11 protein-coding genes and 3 pseudogenes are annotated in these 14,404 nt (G+C 43.9%); 12 read left to right on the plus strand and 2 right to left on the minus strand.

Going from position 1 to position 14,404, the window contains the following annotated elements; translation table 11 throughout:
• Positions 1 to 149 precede the first annotated feature (149 nt).
• The 5 genes and pseudogenes from MWL85_RS07485 to MWL85_RS07505 all read left to right on the plus strand — a co-directional run bounded on the left by MWL85_RS07485 (position 150) and on the right by MWL85_RS07505 (position 3,934).
• Positions 150 to 335 (plus strand): hypothetical protein, encoded by a 186-nt coding sequence (locus MWL85_RS07485; protein WP_244400248.1) that lies wholly within the window; start codon positions 150 to 152, stop codon positions 333 to 335.
• A gap of 404 nt (positions 336 to 739) precedes the next feature.
• Positions 740 to 1,642 carry an Abi family protein gene (locus MWL85_RS07490; RefSeq protein WP_244400249.1) on the plus strand — a complete coding sequence of 301 codons (903 nt, stop codon included), beginning with the start codon at positions 740 to 742 and terminating at the stop codon, positions 1,640 to 1,642.
• 308 nt (positions 1,643 to 1,950) lie between these two features.
• Positions 1,951 to 2,148, plus strand: coding sequence for a helix-turn-helix domain-containing protein (locus tag MWL85_RS07495; protein WP_154657846.1), 198 nt, complete (start codon positions 1,951 to 1,953; stop codon positions 2,146 to 2,148).
• Positions 2,149 to 2,236: 88 nt separating this feature from the next.
• Entirely contained in the window at positions 2,237 to 2,944 is a 708-nt protein-coding gene (locus MWL85_RS07500; protein WP_244401868.1) for a DUF6088 family protein, read from the plus strand.
• Positions 2,929 to 3,934: pseudogene (locus MWL85_RS07505) on the plus strand (nucleotidyl transferase AbiEii/AbiGii toxin family protein). Before MWL85_RS07500 ends, MWL85_RS07505 begins: the two are co-directional and overlap by 16 nt.
• Positions 3,935 to 4,004: 70 nt before the next feature.
• Here MWL85_RS07505 and MWL85_RS07510 read toward each other — a convergent pair.
• A pseudogene (locus MWL85_RS07510) lies at positions 4,005 to 5,507 on the minus strand (helicase-related protein); the annotation flags it as partial.
• Between the two features lie 287 nt (positions 5,508 to 5,794).
• Between MWL85_RS07510 and MWL85_RS07515 the strand changes: the two are divergent.
• The 5 genes from MWL85_RS07515 to MWL85_RS07535 all read left to right on the plus strand — a co-directional run bounded on the left by MWL85_RS07515 (position 5,795) and on the right by MWL85_RS07535 (position 10,530).
• Positions 5,795 to 7,015, plus strand: coding sequence for a site-specific integrase (locus MWL85_RS07515; protein ID WP_244400251.1), 1,221 nt, complete (start codon positions 5,795 to 5,797; stop codon positions 7,013 to 7,015).
• A gap of 4 nt (positions 7,016 to 7,019) precedes the next feature.
• Positions 7,020 to 8,291, plus strand: a complete 1,272-nt coding sequence (locus MWL85_RS07520; RefSeq protein ID WP_244400252.1) for a site-specific integrase — start codon at positions 7,020 to 7,022, stop codon at positions 8,289 to 8,291.
• A gap of 647 nt (positions 8,292 to 8,938) precedes the next feature.
• Complete coding sequence (locus tag MWL85_RS07525) at positions 8,939 to 9,208, plus strand: helix-turn-helix domain-containing protein (protein ID WP_025883367.1); 270 nt, start codon at positions 8,939 to 8,941, stop codon at positions 9,206 to 9,208.
• 20 nt (positions 9,209 to 9,228) lie between these two features.
• A complete protein-coding gene (locus MWL85_RS07530; protein WP_008781865.1) occupies positions 9,229 to 9,537 on the plus strand; it encodes a helix-turn-helix domain-containing protein in 309 nt (102 codons plus the stop codon).
• 573 nt (positions 9,538 to 10,110) lie between these two features.
• Positions 10,111 to 10,530, plus strand: a complete 420-nt coding sequence (locus MWL85_RS07535) for a plasmid mobilization protein (protein ID WP_244400253.1) — start codon at positions 10,111 to 10,113, stop codon at positions 10,528 to 10,530.
• Between the two features lie 76 nt (positions 10,531 to 10,606).
• Here the strand turns inward: MWL85_RS07535 and MWL85_RS11685 are convergent.
• Positions 10,607 to 10,825, minus strand: a pseudogene (locus tag MWL85_RS11685) (hypothetical protein); the annotation flags it as partial.
• Positions 10,826 to 11,014: 189 nt separating this feature from the next.
• Between MWL85_RS11685 and MWL85_RS07545 the strand changes: the two are divergent.
• Positions 11,015 to 11,647: a TetR/AcrR family transcriptional regulator gene (locus tag MWL85_RS07545; protein WP_025883585.1), complete on the plus strand. Its 633-nt coding sequence runs from the start codon at positions 11,015 to 11,017 to the stop codon at positions 11,645 to 11,647.
• Positions 11,648 to 12,016: 369 nt separating this feature from the next.
• Complete coding sequence (locus MWL85_RS07550; RefSeq protein ID WP_244400255.1) at positions 12,017 to 14,404, plus strand: efflux RND transporter permease subunit; 2,388 nt, start codon at positions 12,017 to 12,019, stop codon at positions 14,402 to 14,404.

Consider the following 14,404-nt stretch of genomic DNA (forward strand, 5'->3'; position numbering starts at 1 on the left):
ACCAGCAACTCCGAGAGGACGACCTAGAAATGGGTCCGACTGATGGTTCTAACAACAAGGGCGCTATCTTGACAATTACCGATAGAAAGACTGGATACCTAATCATGGAGAACCCCAAGCACGGCAAAGACGCTAAATAGTTGCCCAAGGTGGTCAATCGCAGACTAGCCTTCTTAAAGCGCAGAGGACAGATATTCTCCATTACGATTGACAACGGAGCTGAGTTCACCCACTTCAAGTCTATAGAGCCGGTGCTGAAGATCCTTGTATTCTTTGCTAAACCCTATTGCTCTTCTGGCAAACCTCACATCGAAAATATGAATGGATTGATTTGACAATACATCCCTAAAGGAAAATCCTTTGATGAGGTCTCGGACGATGAAATCAGACATATTCAGAATCAGCTAAACAATAGACCCCATAAGAACCTAAACTATAAGACACCCAATGAAGTCATCAAAAACATCATTCTTGAGAAATTGCATTAGCGGGTGGAATGTACGACCTCGTAAAAAACTAGGATATAAAACTCCCTACGAAGTTTTTTCCCCTATATCTATAATCGTGTTGCACTTGACATTGGAATGTATGTTTTTCAATCACTAAGAATGCTTATATTTGCACTTAAACAGAGTGAACATATTGGCTTTTGAATAGCAAAAAGAATTCATAACGATGCGACTAAGCATTTTACAGAAAACTAGGTTCTGAATTTGTTTGGTTATCAGATATAGTAGATATGGGAAAGACAGCAATTGATGTATGGGAGCAGATCGAACTGCTCGAAAGTCGTGGAATGGCTATTAAGGATAAAGAAAAAGCCCAAGAAGTGCTTTTGGATGTGGGGTACTATCGCTTAGGGTTTTATTGGTTCCCTTTCGAAACAACATATCCGAATAAAATTAACAGGACGCATCAGTTTAGAGAGGGGACTAATTTTGACTACATCGTGAAGCTATATTACTTCGATTTTAATTTAAGGAGTATCCTTATGAAGTATCTCAACCGCATCGAGATTCATTTCAGAACGTTTCTCATATACAAGGTGTCGAATTATTATAGGACATCTCCTACATGGTTTGCAGACTCCACTGTTGTGACCGCAGCATACGTAAGGAAGTTTGATCAGGAAGTCTATACCAATCGATTTAAGTCTATTTCTATTATACAGCAACACCATAAAACCCATATAAACGACAAGTATGCTCCCGCTTGGAAGACATTGGAATATATGACTTTAGGAGGAATAATCCATCTTTTCAAGGCACTTAAAGACAAGATGATTTGTAGAGCAATCAGCGAACATTTCAAAGTAAGACAACTGCCAGTGTTTGAAAGCTACTTGAAAACAATTCTCACGATAAGGAATTATTGTGCACATGGCAATGTGTTATATGATATTGCGCTACCAACATCTATAAGACGAGGTCCAGCTGGTCAGATGGAAAGTGCAAACTATCATAAGCTCTATGGTGCAATTAAAGTCATATACTACATGACAGGAATTGTGTCAGTGAATCGTCAAGCTGACTTGAAGGAAGAATTGATAAAGTTGTTCGACAAGAACGAGAAATACAATGAGGTACAAAACATCATTGCTGAAGCAACTGGAATCAAAAACATTCGGGAAATGCTTGCGTAAGTCAGAATAAAGAATTACCTTTGCAGTAAGAAAAGTGCCGATAGAGACTTTTAGACGCTCTATTAGCACTATAAAAGGTAGAAAAATGGGGCTATACACTTCGTCTGTATAGTCCCTTTTTGCTTTATACAACTGGCTTAGTTTCCTTTCTTATCGACAAACTCGAATTATAAAGCGTCTTTTGAAGGTGACGCATAGCAATCATCTCCACTTAGGCTTAGGGGTGTGTTGGGGTGTCGTAAGTTCAGGCTTCTGCTTCACCTCCTGAGTTGTTGCTTCTGGTGTCGTAATTTGACCGAGAGCAAGCCATAGAAGCAACTGTTAAGCCACCGCTCAAGCCAGAGTATCTTGACATCATCGATGTGTCTAGATTGCTAAAGGTTGAGCAAAAGACCATCTATAATTGGGTATGGGCGGGTAAGATCCCCTACCTCAAAGCTAATGGTCGCCTATTATTCCTTCGGGAGGAAATTGATGAGATGCTACGAAAACGAGATGACTGGTAATCTTTTTTCTTCCAGCCCGACCATTTTGTTGTGTAAACACTTGCATTTACACAACAAAACTACTACCTTTGCGAAAAGAACAAGTAGCATGACAAGCAAGGGTATTAAAAAGAGAATTTTGGATTTTGAGATGGGAAAAGTTTTCCGACTGGAGGACTTAGAACTTTCTCGTTCGGAGTACAATGCAGCTGTGGTAGCTTTAGGACGATTAGCTCAGGAGGGAGAGATCGAACGACTTAGCCCAGGAGTTTATTACAAGCCCAAGCAAACACGATTTGGGGTTGTAGGACCATCTATGGAAGAAAGATTCCGAGACTTACTCTATAACGGGGACACACCTATTGGCTATTTGACAGGTCTCTATGCTTTCAACCTCTTTGGACTAACCACCCAACACTCATCCATTCTTGAAGTAGGGACTAACTTCCCGAAACGAAATACAAAGCGGGGGATTTATGCCATCCGTTTTGTATTGCAGAAAAACCAAATCTGTCAAGACAACATCGACATGCTGCGTCTTTTGGACTGTTTGAAATGGATCAAGAAAATTCCAGATACTACTGTCGACAAGTCGTATTCTCTTCTAAAGAAGAAGGTCCGTGAATATGAAAAGGAAGATCATAAGCAACTAGTGGAACTTGCCCTAAATTACACTCCACTCACAAGAGCTTTGTTGGGTTCTATGCTAACAGACGAATTACTTGTGGCGACTTTACATCAGACATTAAACCCTCTTACACGATTTAGAATCGGACTTTCTCCCACTTTAGTGTCAAGCCAATGGAACATACAATAAGAGAGCCTTTACATTTAGACAGCGAGTCATTCAGAGACTTGCTACAAGCATCTTCTGAGGATTTGAAAATCCCAGTCCAGTTGATTGAGAAAGACTATTATATCTCAGCAATACTTCGAGCCTTATCTAAAAGCACCTACAGTCGGCAGATTGTATTTAAGGGAGGGACTTCATTGTCCAAAGCTTTTCAATTGATTGACCGGTTTTCTGAAGATGTGGACTTTGCTGTCATCAGCGGTGATATGAGTGGCAATCAAGTCAAGATGCTATTATCTAAGCTGATGAAAGAGGTTACGGTGGGTTTTACAGAAGACAAATCCTTCGCAGATATTATCCAAAGGGTCAAAGTATAGGAAGCAAGCATTCTCCTATGATGCTCTAGTGGGGTTGGATGTTTCCGTCAATCCTATTCCTTCGAGAATTATCGTAGAGATCAGTGCGTTTGCCAATCCTTTTCCTTATGAAAAAAGGACGATAGAACCATTTGTGACTACTTATCTGAAGAAGCAACACTTGGAGGATGTCGCATCTCAATATCACCTTGAACCTTTTGAGTTGAATGTGTTGTCGCTGAAGCAAACCTTATGCGAGAAAACCGTTTCTCTCATTCGCTTCTCTATGAGCCAGGATCCATTGGCATCTCTTTCGTCAAAAATCCGCCATTTCTATGATTTGAATGCTCTTATGACTATCAAGGATTTGGAGGAGTATGTTTGTGGTGTAGAGTTTGTGCGTGATGTAGAAACTTTGGTCAAGCATGACCAAGCAGCCTTTGACGATCCTTTTGGATGGAAAGGTCTAAAAGACCTGACCCAATCGCCATTGGTATTGGATTTTGAAAAGTTATGGGTAGCTCTAACTTCTAGGTACGAAGAGAATTTATCTGCAATAGCTTATAGGGAAATTCCATCTTCAGAAAGGGTGAAGGTATCATTCTTGAAAATCTTAGACTCTCTGAGAACGATTAACCTCACAAAAAGTAGCGGGTAAGGTTATCTATTACCGAAAATCTCCTATATGATTCTATCGCAGTTTCAGCTTGGATATGCGAATGATAGACCTAGAAATGTTTCATTGATTTGGGGGAATTACTTCGTGAGGGCTTCAAATTATCAAGAGAGTCTTTTGTGCTTTGAATAGTCTCTTGATGGTCTCGGCTTTCTTGTACCTCGTTTTCAAGATTCTCTTCCTCTCCCTCTGGAGGAGAAAGCGTAAGGGCAATCTTTCTGTCCAGTTCGGCTGCTTGGGCTTTGAGAGAACGCAAATCCTCCTCCTTCTTCCACGAGCTATTGGCAATGGCGGTGTAGACCTCCTTATTTGCTGAGACCTTTGCTATCTCCTTCTCGTGAGATTCGATCACCTTGGGAATGCGCTCTAAAGCATTGAAGAAGTTCAGACAAGCCAGCTTAGGATCATTTGCTAGCTTGCCGTTATTGTAGGTGTAGTAAATACTCCCCTCGCCCTTTACGAAGAAGCGGTTTACCGATAGGTCAAATAAGTTCTGAGAGGAACTTTCCGTCTTGACCATAACAGCGAAGCCATAAAGTTCTCCTATCTTGTTGTACTCACCATTGGTACGAGCCTTTTCCTCTATCTCTAGAAGACGATGAGCAATCACTTTGATGTCAGAACAACCCTCTACACCTTTAATTGAAAGTCGATTGACTGGGTTGCCTTCTGCATCTCGTTCCACTCGTCGCTCAAAGCAAGCTAAGTCTTTCTTCGCCTCTTGTATCTTGCCTGTGTGATAAGAGAGCGAATGATCAATCTCAGCCAACTTACCTACAGCTCCATTTCGCTCACGAAGGAAGTTCTTGCGTTCTGACTCTAATGCGGTAATCTTCTTGTCTAGCTTAGCCTTTTCCAAAAGGTTTGTATTGCCCGATAGCACAGCTACATACTCTGAGAAGTTCATGCCACTGTCTTCATCCATTGAGCCTTCATCGATGGTACGCATACCGAGCTGATTGCTCTTCAACTGATTGATGAAAAGCTGCTTGTTGTGTAGTAGGTTGAACTTATAGCTGTCCAACGAACGCTCCACTGCATATATAATCACATCGACCTTGTTGTCGGCAAACTCCTTGGCGACTAAATTGCCCTTTCGGATAGCTCGTCCGTTGCGTTGCTCTAAGTCTGACGGTCTCCACGGGGTATCAAGATGATGTATAGCCACAGCTCGTTGCTGGGCATTGACACCCGTGCCCAACATAGATGTAGAGCCGAAGATGATACGTATATCGCCCCGATTCATCGCTTCCACCATCGCTTTCTTCGCTTTCTCATTCTTACACTCTTGAATGAAGCGAATCTCGTGAGATGGGATGTGATACTCCTCTACCAACTTACGCTTAATCTCAGAGTAAACATTCCACTCGCCTGGCTTGTAAGTACCCAAGTCGCTGAAGACAAACTGTGTTCCCTTCTGCTCGTTATACTTCTGATAGTAGTTATTGAGGAGCTTGGCACAGTGGCTGGCTTTGTTGTCTATATGGTCCGAATACTTTTCTAGGTCTATCATTCGCATATCCAAGCTCATCTTGCGGGCATAATCAGTTGTTAAGAATCAAGGGAAACAGAGGGAAAAGCAAGGAATGTAACTATTTGAAATAGTATCATTTAGCATTTTCTTGCTATTTTGAAGGTAAGCGAAAACGAGCATCAAACGGCAGGTGTTCCGTTACCAAATCGTAACCCACCCGTGAAAAAGCAAAAAGGGGTTACGAATTGAAGGTAAACAACTGTGTCATAGGTTTTTATTCTTCATCTTTCATTTTTCTGCATCGCTCAGGAAGACTTGTTCATCTGTACCTTTGCAAGCAAAGGAAATTTAGGAAAAACGACAGAAAAATGAAGGAAAACAAACTGAAAGTATCGTTCTTCGTTCAGGCGAAACGAACCGACAAGAAAGGACTTGTGCCTGTCATCGGGCGAATCTCCGTTGGCAGAACCCATTCGGGCTTCTCCACCAAATGCAAAACTCCGCTTACTCTTTGGGACAGTCGTAAGCAAAGGCTTATCGGCAAGAGTGCAATGGCGGTGTCCGTCAATCAGAAACTCGGTGAATGCACCGCACTCATCCACGCACGCTTTCACGAACTCTGTGAAAGGGAAGAAACTTTCACAGCCACAGACGTGAGGGATGCCTATCAGGGGCAAATCCACTGTCAAGCCTTGCTCATGGAGAGTTTCGGGGAGTATCTCACACAGACAAAGGAACGCATAGGCATCGACCGAGCCTTAAAGACGTTCAAACTTCGTACCTACCAGCTCTCCCTGCTCCGTGAGTATATGCGGAAGAAGCACAAGGTAAGTGACATTCCACTCTCACAGCTGGACAAAGCATTTATCGAGGGCTTTGAGTACTATCTCACCATCGACCGAAAACTGAAACGCAGCAGCATATCGAGTACCTTGTCCACCTTGCAGACCATTGTCCGCATGGCGGTGAAGAAAGGCGTGCTGGACTTCTATCCATTCTTGGGCTACAGTTACGAGCGACCAAAGGGCGAGCCGAGAAGCATTACGAAGGAAGAACTTGAGCACATCATCGACTTGGAGATTGAGTGGGAGAACTACCGCATTGTCCGTGATCTCTTTGTCTTTTCCTGCTTCACAGGTCTGGCAATCTCAGATGTCCGTAATCTTCGGGAGGAGAATATCGTCACTGAAGAGGGCGAACTCTGCATCAAGGGCAGGCGAATGAAGACCAAAACTCCGTATCGTGTACAGGTGCTTCCCCCTGCGCTGACTATCATGAATCGTTATAGAGGGATAAGGGCAGGCTTTGTCTTTGACGTTCCAACTACCGACATTATCCTCAATGGTATGCACTACATACAACGAAACATCGGCATGGAAACTCCGCTAACCTTTCATATGGCTCGCCATACCTTTGCTTCGCTTATCACGCTCTCGGCAGGCGTTCCTATCGAAACGGTGAGCCGTATGCTCGGACACACCAACCTGAGAACAACACAGGTATATGCAGCGGTTTCCTCCGAAAGAATCCATCGGGATATGCAAGCGATACAGCAGCGAATACAAGATACATTCACCTTAAAACTTTGACATTATGGCACGAAGCACATTCAAGACACTCTTTTATATCAATCGCTCAAAAGAGAAAAAGAACGGCAGCTGCCCAATTATGGGGCGCATCACCATAGACGGAGAACAAGTACAATACAGCACGGGCAAGGAGATTGCTCCTGAACTTTGGGACAGCCATAAGGGACGGTGCAAGGGAACAGGTGAAGAAACAAAGGAAATCAACCGCTACTTGCAAACCAAAGAGGAACAAGCCAAAGCGAAGTATCAAGAATTAGTCTGGCAACGTGGCTATATTACCGCTGAGTTGCTGAAGCGTGAACTCATGGAAGAGGACAAGCCCAAAGGTTTTCTTATGGAGGAAGCACGACTTTTCATAGAGGAAAAGCGTCCTTGCGTAGGAATAACGGTAGCCAAGCCGACCTTTGCCAACTACATCTATGCCACACAACTCATTGAGGCTTATTTGCGTGAACGCTTAGGGCTGGAGGATATTCGCTACTCATCGCTTGACTATGGTTTTATCGAGGGGCTGGACTTCTACCTCAAATCAGAGCGCAACCTTTCTCTTGCCACTATTCAGGTAGCGGTCATCTTCCTTAGAAAACTCATCGGCATAGGTCAGCAGAAGAAGTATATCCGTATCGATCCGTTTGCGGACTACAAGGCAGAACTGCCACATCGCACACGCAGGTATCTCACTACGGAGGAATTGCAGAGGGTCCTGCAAACACCCATCATTGACAAGCAGTTCGAACGAGCAAGGCAACTCTTTCTTTTCTGCGCCTTTACTGGTCTGGCTCGTGTGGATATGCAACGGCTCAAACCGAAGCATATCACCCATAATGCTGACGGCACGGAGGAAATCCGAATCAAAAGGCAGAAAACCAATGTGGAAGCGATTATCCCACTTCTACCCATTGCCAAACAAATCCTTTCGCTCTATATAAAGGACAAGAAAGCGGACGACTTGATATTCCCCAATCTTACAATAAGAAAAGCATCTTTTGCATGTGTGAACATCGGGCAGATATGCCAGATAGAGAAGGGCTTGACCTTTCACATGGCTCGGCACACATTCTCAACTACGATTTGTCTTTCCAATGGTATCTCTATGGAAACGCTCAGCAAGATGCTCGGACACAGCAATATAGGTACGACACAAATCTACGGAAAGATAACCGACCACAAGATACAGGAGGATATGACTGCACTCACAGACAAGGAGCATACTGTATTTGAGGGTTATTGTGAGTCAATAGCACAGCAAGACAAAACGCAATCTGAACCTTTATAGGTGAACTTTCCTCAAAGCCCTGAAGCCGTATTCGGTCGGGCAAAGGTATGGCGGTTGCCTTGATTGCTTGCAAGGTCAAGTCCTGCGGATGGAGTGAAAAATCTCCACCGCAGGGCTTTTCTCTGTACTTTGCTACTATCATACTTGCAAAAATTTGATTGTTAGTGCGGTCGTATTTTTCACTCCAACCTTGCAGCAATAGGCTAACCGCCAAAAGAATAAGCCCGAACGAATACGGCATACTCAGGCTCTTTGGACGCAAGAAGCGACAAAATAAATACTCCACCAATCAAACAGCCAAAGAGTGTGCTCTCGCTCTGTTAATTGAGAGCGAAACCCCTCATTCGGTAGGTTTATCATTTGAACGATTGATCTCTCGAACGATCGAGATTTCGAAGCAATCGAACACTCGAGAGTGACCTGATTTTATTTTCGCTAGTACGGAACGAACCAGCACCTCATCTCATTACCGCAATAGCCTAGACTTTTGTGTTCGCCTTTTCCCTTGTTTCCTAACTATTTCCGTATTCTTCCTCACTCTTTCTTTTTCCGCTTTAGAGGGGTTACTTTTGCCTCCGACAAGAAGGGCAATCGACAGAAAAGCTGCTCGTTTGCCGAGTATTAACAACGTAATCAACAACAATGCAATGAAACTTATCATCATCGACCGCAAGGCATGGGAGCAGCACTGCTCCTCCTTTGCAGATTTCATCCACCGTATCGAACGGCTTATCGGGTGTCCTCCCGAAACGGAAGAATGGCTTGACAATGAAGCCGTATGCCGTAGGCTCGGTATCAGCAAGCGCACTCTGCAACACTATCGGGATACGGGTAAAATCCCGTTCTCTATGGTCGGACATAAGTGCTACTATAAAGAGAGCGACATCACTGAGATACTGAATGCAAAGAAAGACTGAACTCAAACACTGAATGAACTATGTCAGAGAACGAAATCATTACACAACAAGACCCGCAAATGCAGATGTTTGCACAACTTATGGAGAGCGTCTTGAAGAAGCTGGAGCGTTATTGTGCTACTGCACGTCCTATGTTGGGCGGAGAGGTTTACCTTACAAGTGAGGAAGTCTGCAAGCTGTTACGTCTGAGTAGTCGCACGCTCCAAGAGTACCGAGACAGTGGAACAATAGCTTATCACAAAATCGGAGGCAAGATACTCTACAAACAGAGCGATATTCAAGCGATGCTTGAAAGGTACTATAATCCTATATATAAGAGAAATAAGTAATTGAACAGCGGGGTAAAAGAAGTGAGTTAAGATATGGTTTAGCGGATACTCATTTGAACTCGGTAACGCTGATGTCAAGGGCAGACAATCTCTCGGTGAGTGTCAATTCATCCATCGGTGTACTGCTTTTGTCCCTCTTTGGGGATTGTTCATTTCATCGGTGCGTTTTCAGCGTTTAATCTGAACTTACAATTACCTACGGTCAAATGAGTAAGCCATAGGGGATTTCGGTTAAGAGTTGGGTAAGTCAAGATTTGGTCTGGTCAAGAAGAGGGTTTTAACTCAAGTCAAAATTGACCAAAGTCAAAATTGAGTCAAGTCAAAATTGAGTTGAGTCAAAACCTAACTCTTGAGCTAAGTCAATTTTGAGTTGAGTCAAAACTGAGCCAAGTCTTAACCAGACTCAAAACTTAGCTCAGAAAGTCAAAAGCTAATTTCCAATCGCCCCTAAGTGGGTGGCATCAATTCTTGATATTGGCAAGGTGTGTCTTTGTACCACAAATTGCCATTTGTACCACAAAGACCCTTGCCCCGCAGGGGGGTAAATCACTCCAAAGTCGTGATTAGGATGCAATGAAAAAGACGAAACAAAAGAAGCCCGATGGCAGATGTGCCACCTATCCACGATGGGACAGATGGCACATCAGGATACCTAATTCCAAAGACCAGCAGACACTTATCAGGCTCTATCTAAAATCGGGAGCAAAGACGAAGAGCGACTATGTTCGAGCAAGGCTTTTGGGTGAAGCTTTTAAGGTCATCACGGAAGATCCTTCAAAGAAGCCTTACTTGGATAAACTCTCCGAAATCGTCGCCATAATGAATAAGATAGGCGTGCTGTACAACGAAGCCGTGAAAGCCCTCAATACTTATCATTCTGTTGCCACTGCTCAACGAATGCTCGGCAAACTTGAGACCTATTCCCAAGTTCTCATCAGACTGCAACAGCAAGCAGTGCAACTGACCAATACCTTTGAACGTAAACAAGAATGAAGGAATATAAATCATAACCCTAGTTTTACGGGAGAGAACGTGTAGTGCTTGCTGGGTTCGGGCGGGATTGTTTGAGTTATGGACTTTGTGTCCTACAGATTTTGATTTTCCTAAAAGGGGCTTCGCGTAAACATAGCTTTTGGTAGATCTTGATGGCTTATTGCGATGGCTTGCGACATTGTCGCATTTTAACCTTTTCGCCCAGCAGATTGACGTCCTCGGTGGTGACCGACTTCTGCGTTGACATACATCGGACAATCTCACACCAGTCGCAGTTCTTACCTTGCCCCTTGTCCCATACTCGAGCCGTTCTACGAATACCCGATCCCTCTTTGCTCAATTGAATGATTAAATCATTCATCTCGCAGTTCTATCGTGTCATAAATAACAAGACGGCTGATCGGAAAATCCCTATTTTTAGGTATTGTGTGTCCTGGAAAACTTTGCGAACTTTGCTCGCAGAAGATAGGATAAAGTTGTTATTATGCAGACGACAAAGGAACATACACGCAGACTATTGCAAGATACAGCTCGAGAAGCGTTTCTAGGGAAAGGCTTCAAGGCGGTGTCTATGCGTGAGATTTCCAGGCTGTCTGGTGTTGGGCTAAGCAACATATACAATTATTATCCCTGCAAGGATGATTTGCTGGCAATCGTCTTGCGTCCACTTTTGGAGGCGATGACTAATATGCTGGAAAACCATAATAGTGATGAAAAACTTTCACTTGAGATCTTTACCTCAGAAGAGTATTACCGTCAATATATGCAAGAGGTAATGGGTGTGATTACTCGTTATCGCAAGGAGCTTAGGTTGCTATTTCTCGATACTCGAGATACACGATTTGAAGACTATTGGGAGCGATGGATTGATAAAAGTACGATAACCGGAATCGACTATCTAGAAAGGATGAAAGAATTATATCCAGAGCTACATACTAGTGTTTCCCCTTTTTTCATACACTTCATCAGCTCTTGGTGGATCAGTATGATGAGAGAGATTGTATTGCACGAGGAGCTTTCCTCCGAGGATATCGAATGCTTTATTGGTGAATATATCCACTTCAGTATAGGTGGGTGGAAGCGCCTTATGAAGGTAGATCATCAGAGCGTATTATGAGCATTACATATAGTACTAGCAATGAAAGAAATATGATTTTGGAGAGGGCGTTGATGGGCTTTCTCTCTTTGATGCTGATAAGTGTGGGCAAAGCCGTGGCAATGTCTATTGCACTAAAGCTTGGTACGAGTGGTCAATGACAATAAAGAATGAAATGAATGATACAGACTATCCAAATACAAAGTAGCGGGGGAATTTATTCTAGAGTCCTGCAGTATAAGAGATTTCATTTTAGGAAATCATCCTATCGAGCGAGTCGCCTACAGAGGCGGCTCGCTTTGTTTTTGAACAAAACGTCTTCCTGTTCTCTTTTGGACTATTGCCACTTAGGAGTAAAGACACTTCAAGATCAATATAACATGAAACGATATGAAAATAGAAAGAATTAACAATTGGTTTGCCTTATGCGGCAAAAGAATGATGCGTAATCGCTGGGTAGTGCTGGGAGGGTTTATCCTGATCCTTGCCATTGGCGTATCGGGACTTAGGTACTTCAAGGTAAGTGCCTCATGGGAAGACTACTTCCTCGAAGACGACCCTATGCTTGTCAAGACCGAAGAATTCAAGGAGATATTCGGGAATGACAACTTCGCAGCCGTGCTGACTAGGTGTGACAATTCGTTTACGAAAGACAATCTGGAGCTGATCCGTGAACTAACGAACGAGATGGTGGACAGCCTTTCGTACGCCGACAAAATCACCTCTCTTACTGACATCGAGTTTATGATGGGAGGCGAAGATGGTATCGCCATTGAGCAGATAGTCCCCGATACGATCCCTACGGATCCCAAGCAATTGGAAGAGATTCGTAGCAAGGCTTATATGAAACCTCACGTAGCAGAGCGATTAATTTCCAAAGATGGGACGCTCTCGTGGATTATACTCAAGCTACGTACTTTCCCCGAAGACTCTGTTTGGAATAAGGGGAAGAATCCTGTTTCTCCCGAGGTCCTTACGGGCAATGAACTAGATCATATTATTACCAAGGACAAGTACAAGGCACTTCATCCCAAAGGAACTGGGCTACCCTATGTGACAGCGATGAAAATGAAATGGATTGGGACGGAAATGCCACGTGTAATGGGTATCGCAGCCCTCGTCTCCATTCTTATCCTCCTGCTGGTGACACGTTCATTTAGAGGGGTCATCGTCCCTCTTCTCACCGCTATCAGCTCCATCATCGTGGTGTATGGGGTGCTGGGATATGTTGGTATGACCATAGACAGCGCTATGGTAATGATCCCTATGTTGCTGGTCTTTGCCGTTTCCATTGCATACAATATTCACGTATACTCCTATTTCAAGCGTAGGTTCCTCATTCATGGAATAAGGAAACAAGCCGTAGAGGAAACGGTAGGGGAAATGGGGTGGCCAGTGCTTTTCAGTGCACTCACCACTTTCGCTTCCTTGCTTTCATTCCTCGCCATTCCTATGCAGCCGATGCGTTTTATCGGAATAGCCTCCTCTTCGTGTGTGATGCTGTCATTTCTTTTCTCCATCACCTTGATGCCCATTCTCCTCAGTTTTGGCAAGGACGGAAAGCCTCACCCCAAGGTACAGGAGACCGGTGGGCGGTGGATGGATCAGAAGCTAGAAAGCTTAGGTAAGAGTGTACTCAGGCATGGCACTTTGATACTATGTCTCACTGGGATTATCTCTGTGGTTCTTATCTACCAATTCACCAAAATAGAGACGGCTTTTGATGTAGAGCGAACGATGGGACGAAAGATTGATTATGTCAACAACCTATTGGAGGTAGGGGAAAGCGAACTTGGGTCTATTTATACCTACGATGTAATGATCGACTTCCCAGAAGATGGATTGGCAAAGTCTCCAGCAATGCTACTGCGATTGGACTCCCTTGCACAGCATGCTGGTGGGTATAAGTTGACCAAACGAACGACCTCGGTATTGAATATACTCAAAGACCTAAATCAAACGCTCCATGACGGTAATCCTTCCTATTATACCATCCCCCATAACCCTGATGAGGTTGCACAGCTGTTGCTCCTTTACGAAAATGCGGGAGGTAGTGAAGCAGAGTATTGGATAGATTACGACTACCGCCGTCTTCGTCTGATGGTGGAGATGAATGCATACGATTCAGGGGAAACAGAGCGAGAGATGAACGATATAATTGCTTACGCACAGATGCTCTTCCCCAATGCGGCAGTCACTACCGTTGGAAGTATCCCGCAGTTTACCGTAATGATGCAGTATATCGCACGCGGGCAAATGGTTTCGTTCGCCATTTCTCTCCTTATTATAGGTCTACTGATGATGATTGTTTTCGGCAGTGTACGCATAGGGCTTGTCGGTTTAATCCCAAATATCACCCCGGCATTGGTCGTTGGCGGACTAATGGGGTGGCTGGGCTATCCATTGGATATGATGACGGCCACTATTATGCCGATGATCCTCGGCTTGGCTGTGGACGATACCATACACCTCATCAATCATAGTCATCTTGAGTTTGACCGTAAGGGCAATTATAGGAATGCGATCCTTCGTTCATTCCACACCATTGGTACTCCAATCGTCTTGACAAGCGTAGTAATCTGTGCCAATTTCGCTGTATACACCACATCAGAGGGGCTCTCCTTTGTACATATGGGCATACTATCTGTGGCAGGGATCTTGTCGGCACTGCTTGCCGACCTCTTTGTGACGCCTATACTCATCCAGAAGTTCCATCTGTTTGGCAAGGAGACGAACACTATTGAAAGACCAAAAGAACAAACAAACACACATAATTGA

The organism is Porphyromonas somerae (genome assembly GCF_022845615.1).
Taxonomy (GTDB): domain Bacteria; phylum Bacteroidota; class Bacteroidia; order Bacteroidales; family Porphyromonadaceae; genus Porphyromonas_A; species Porphyromonas_A somerae.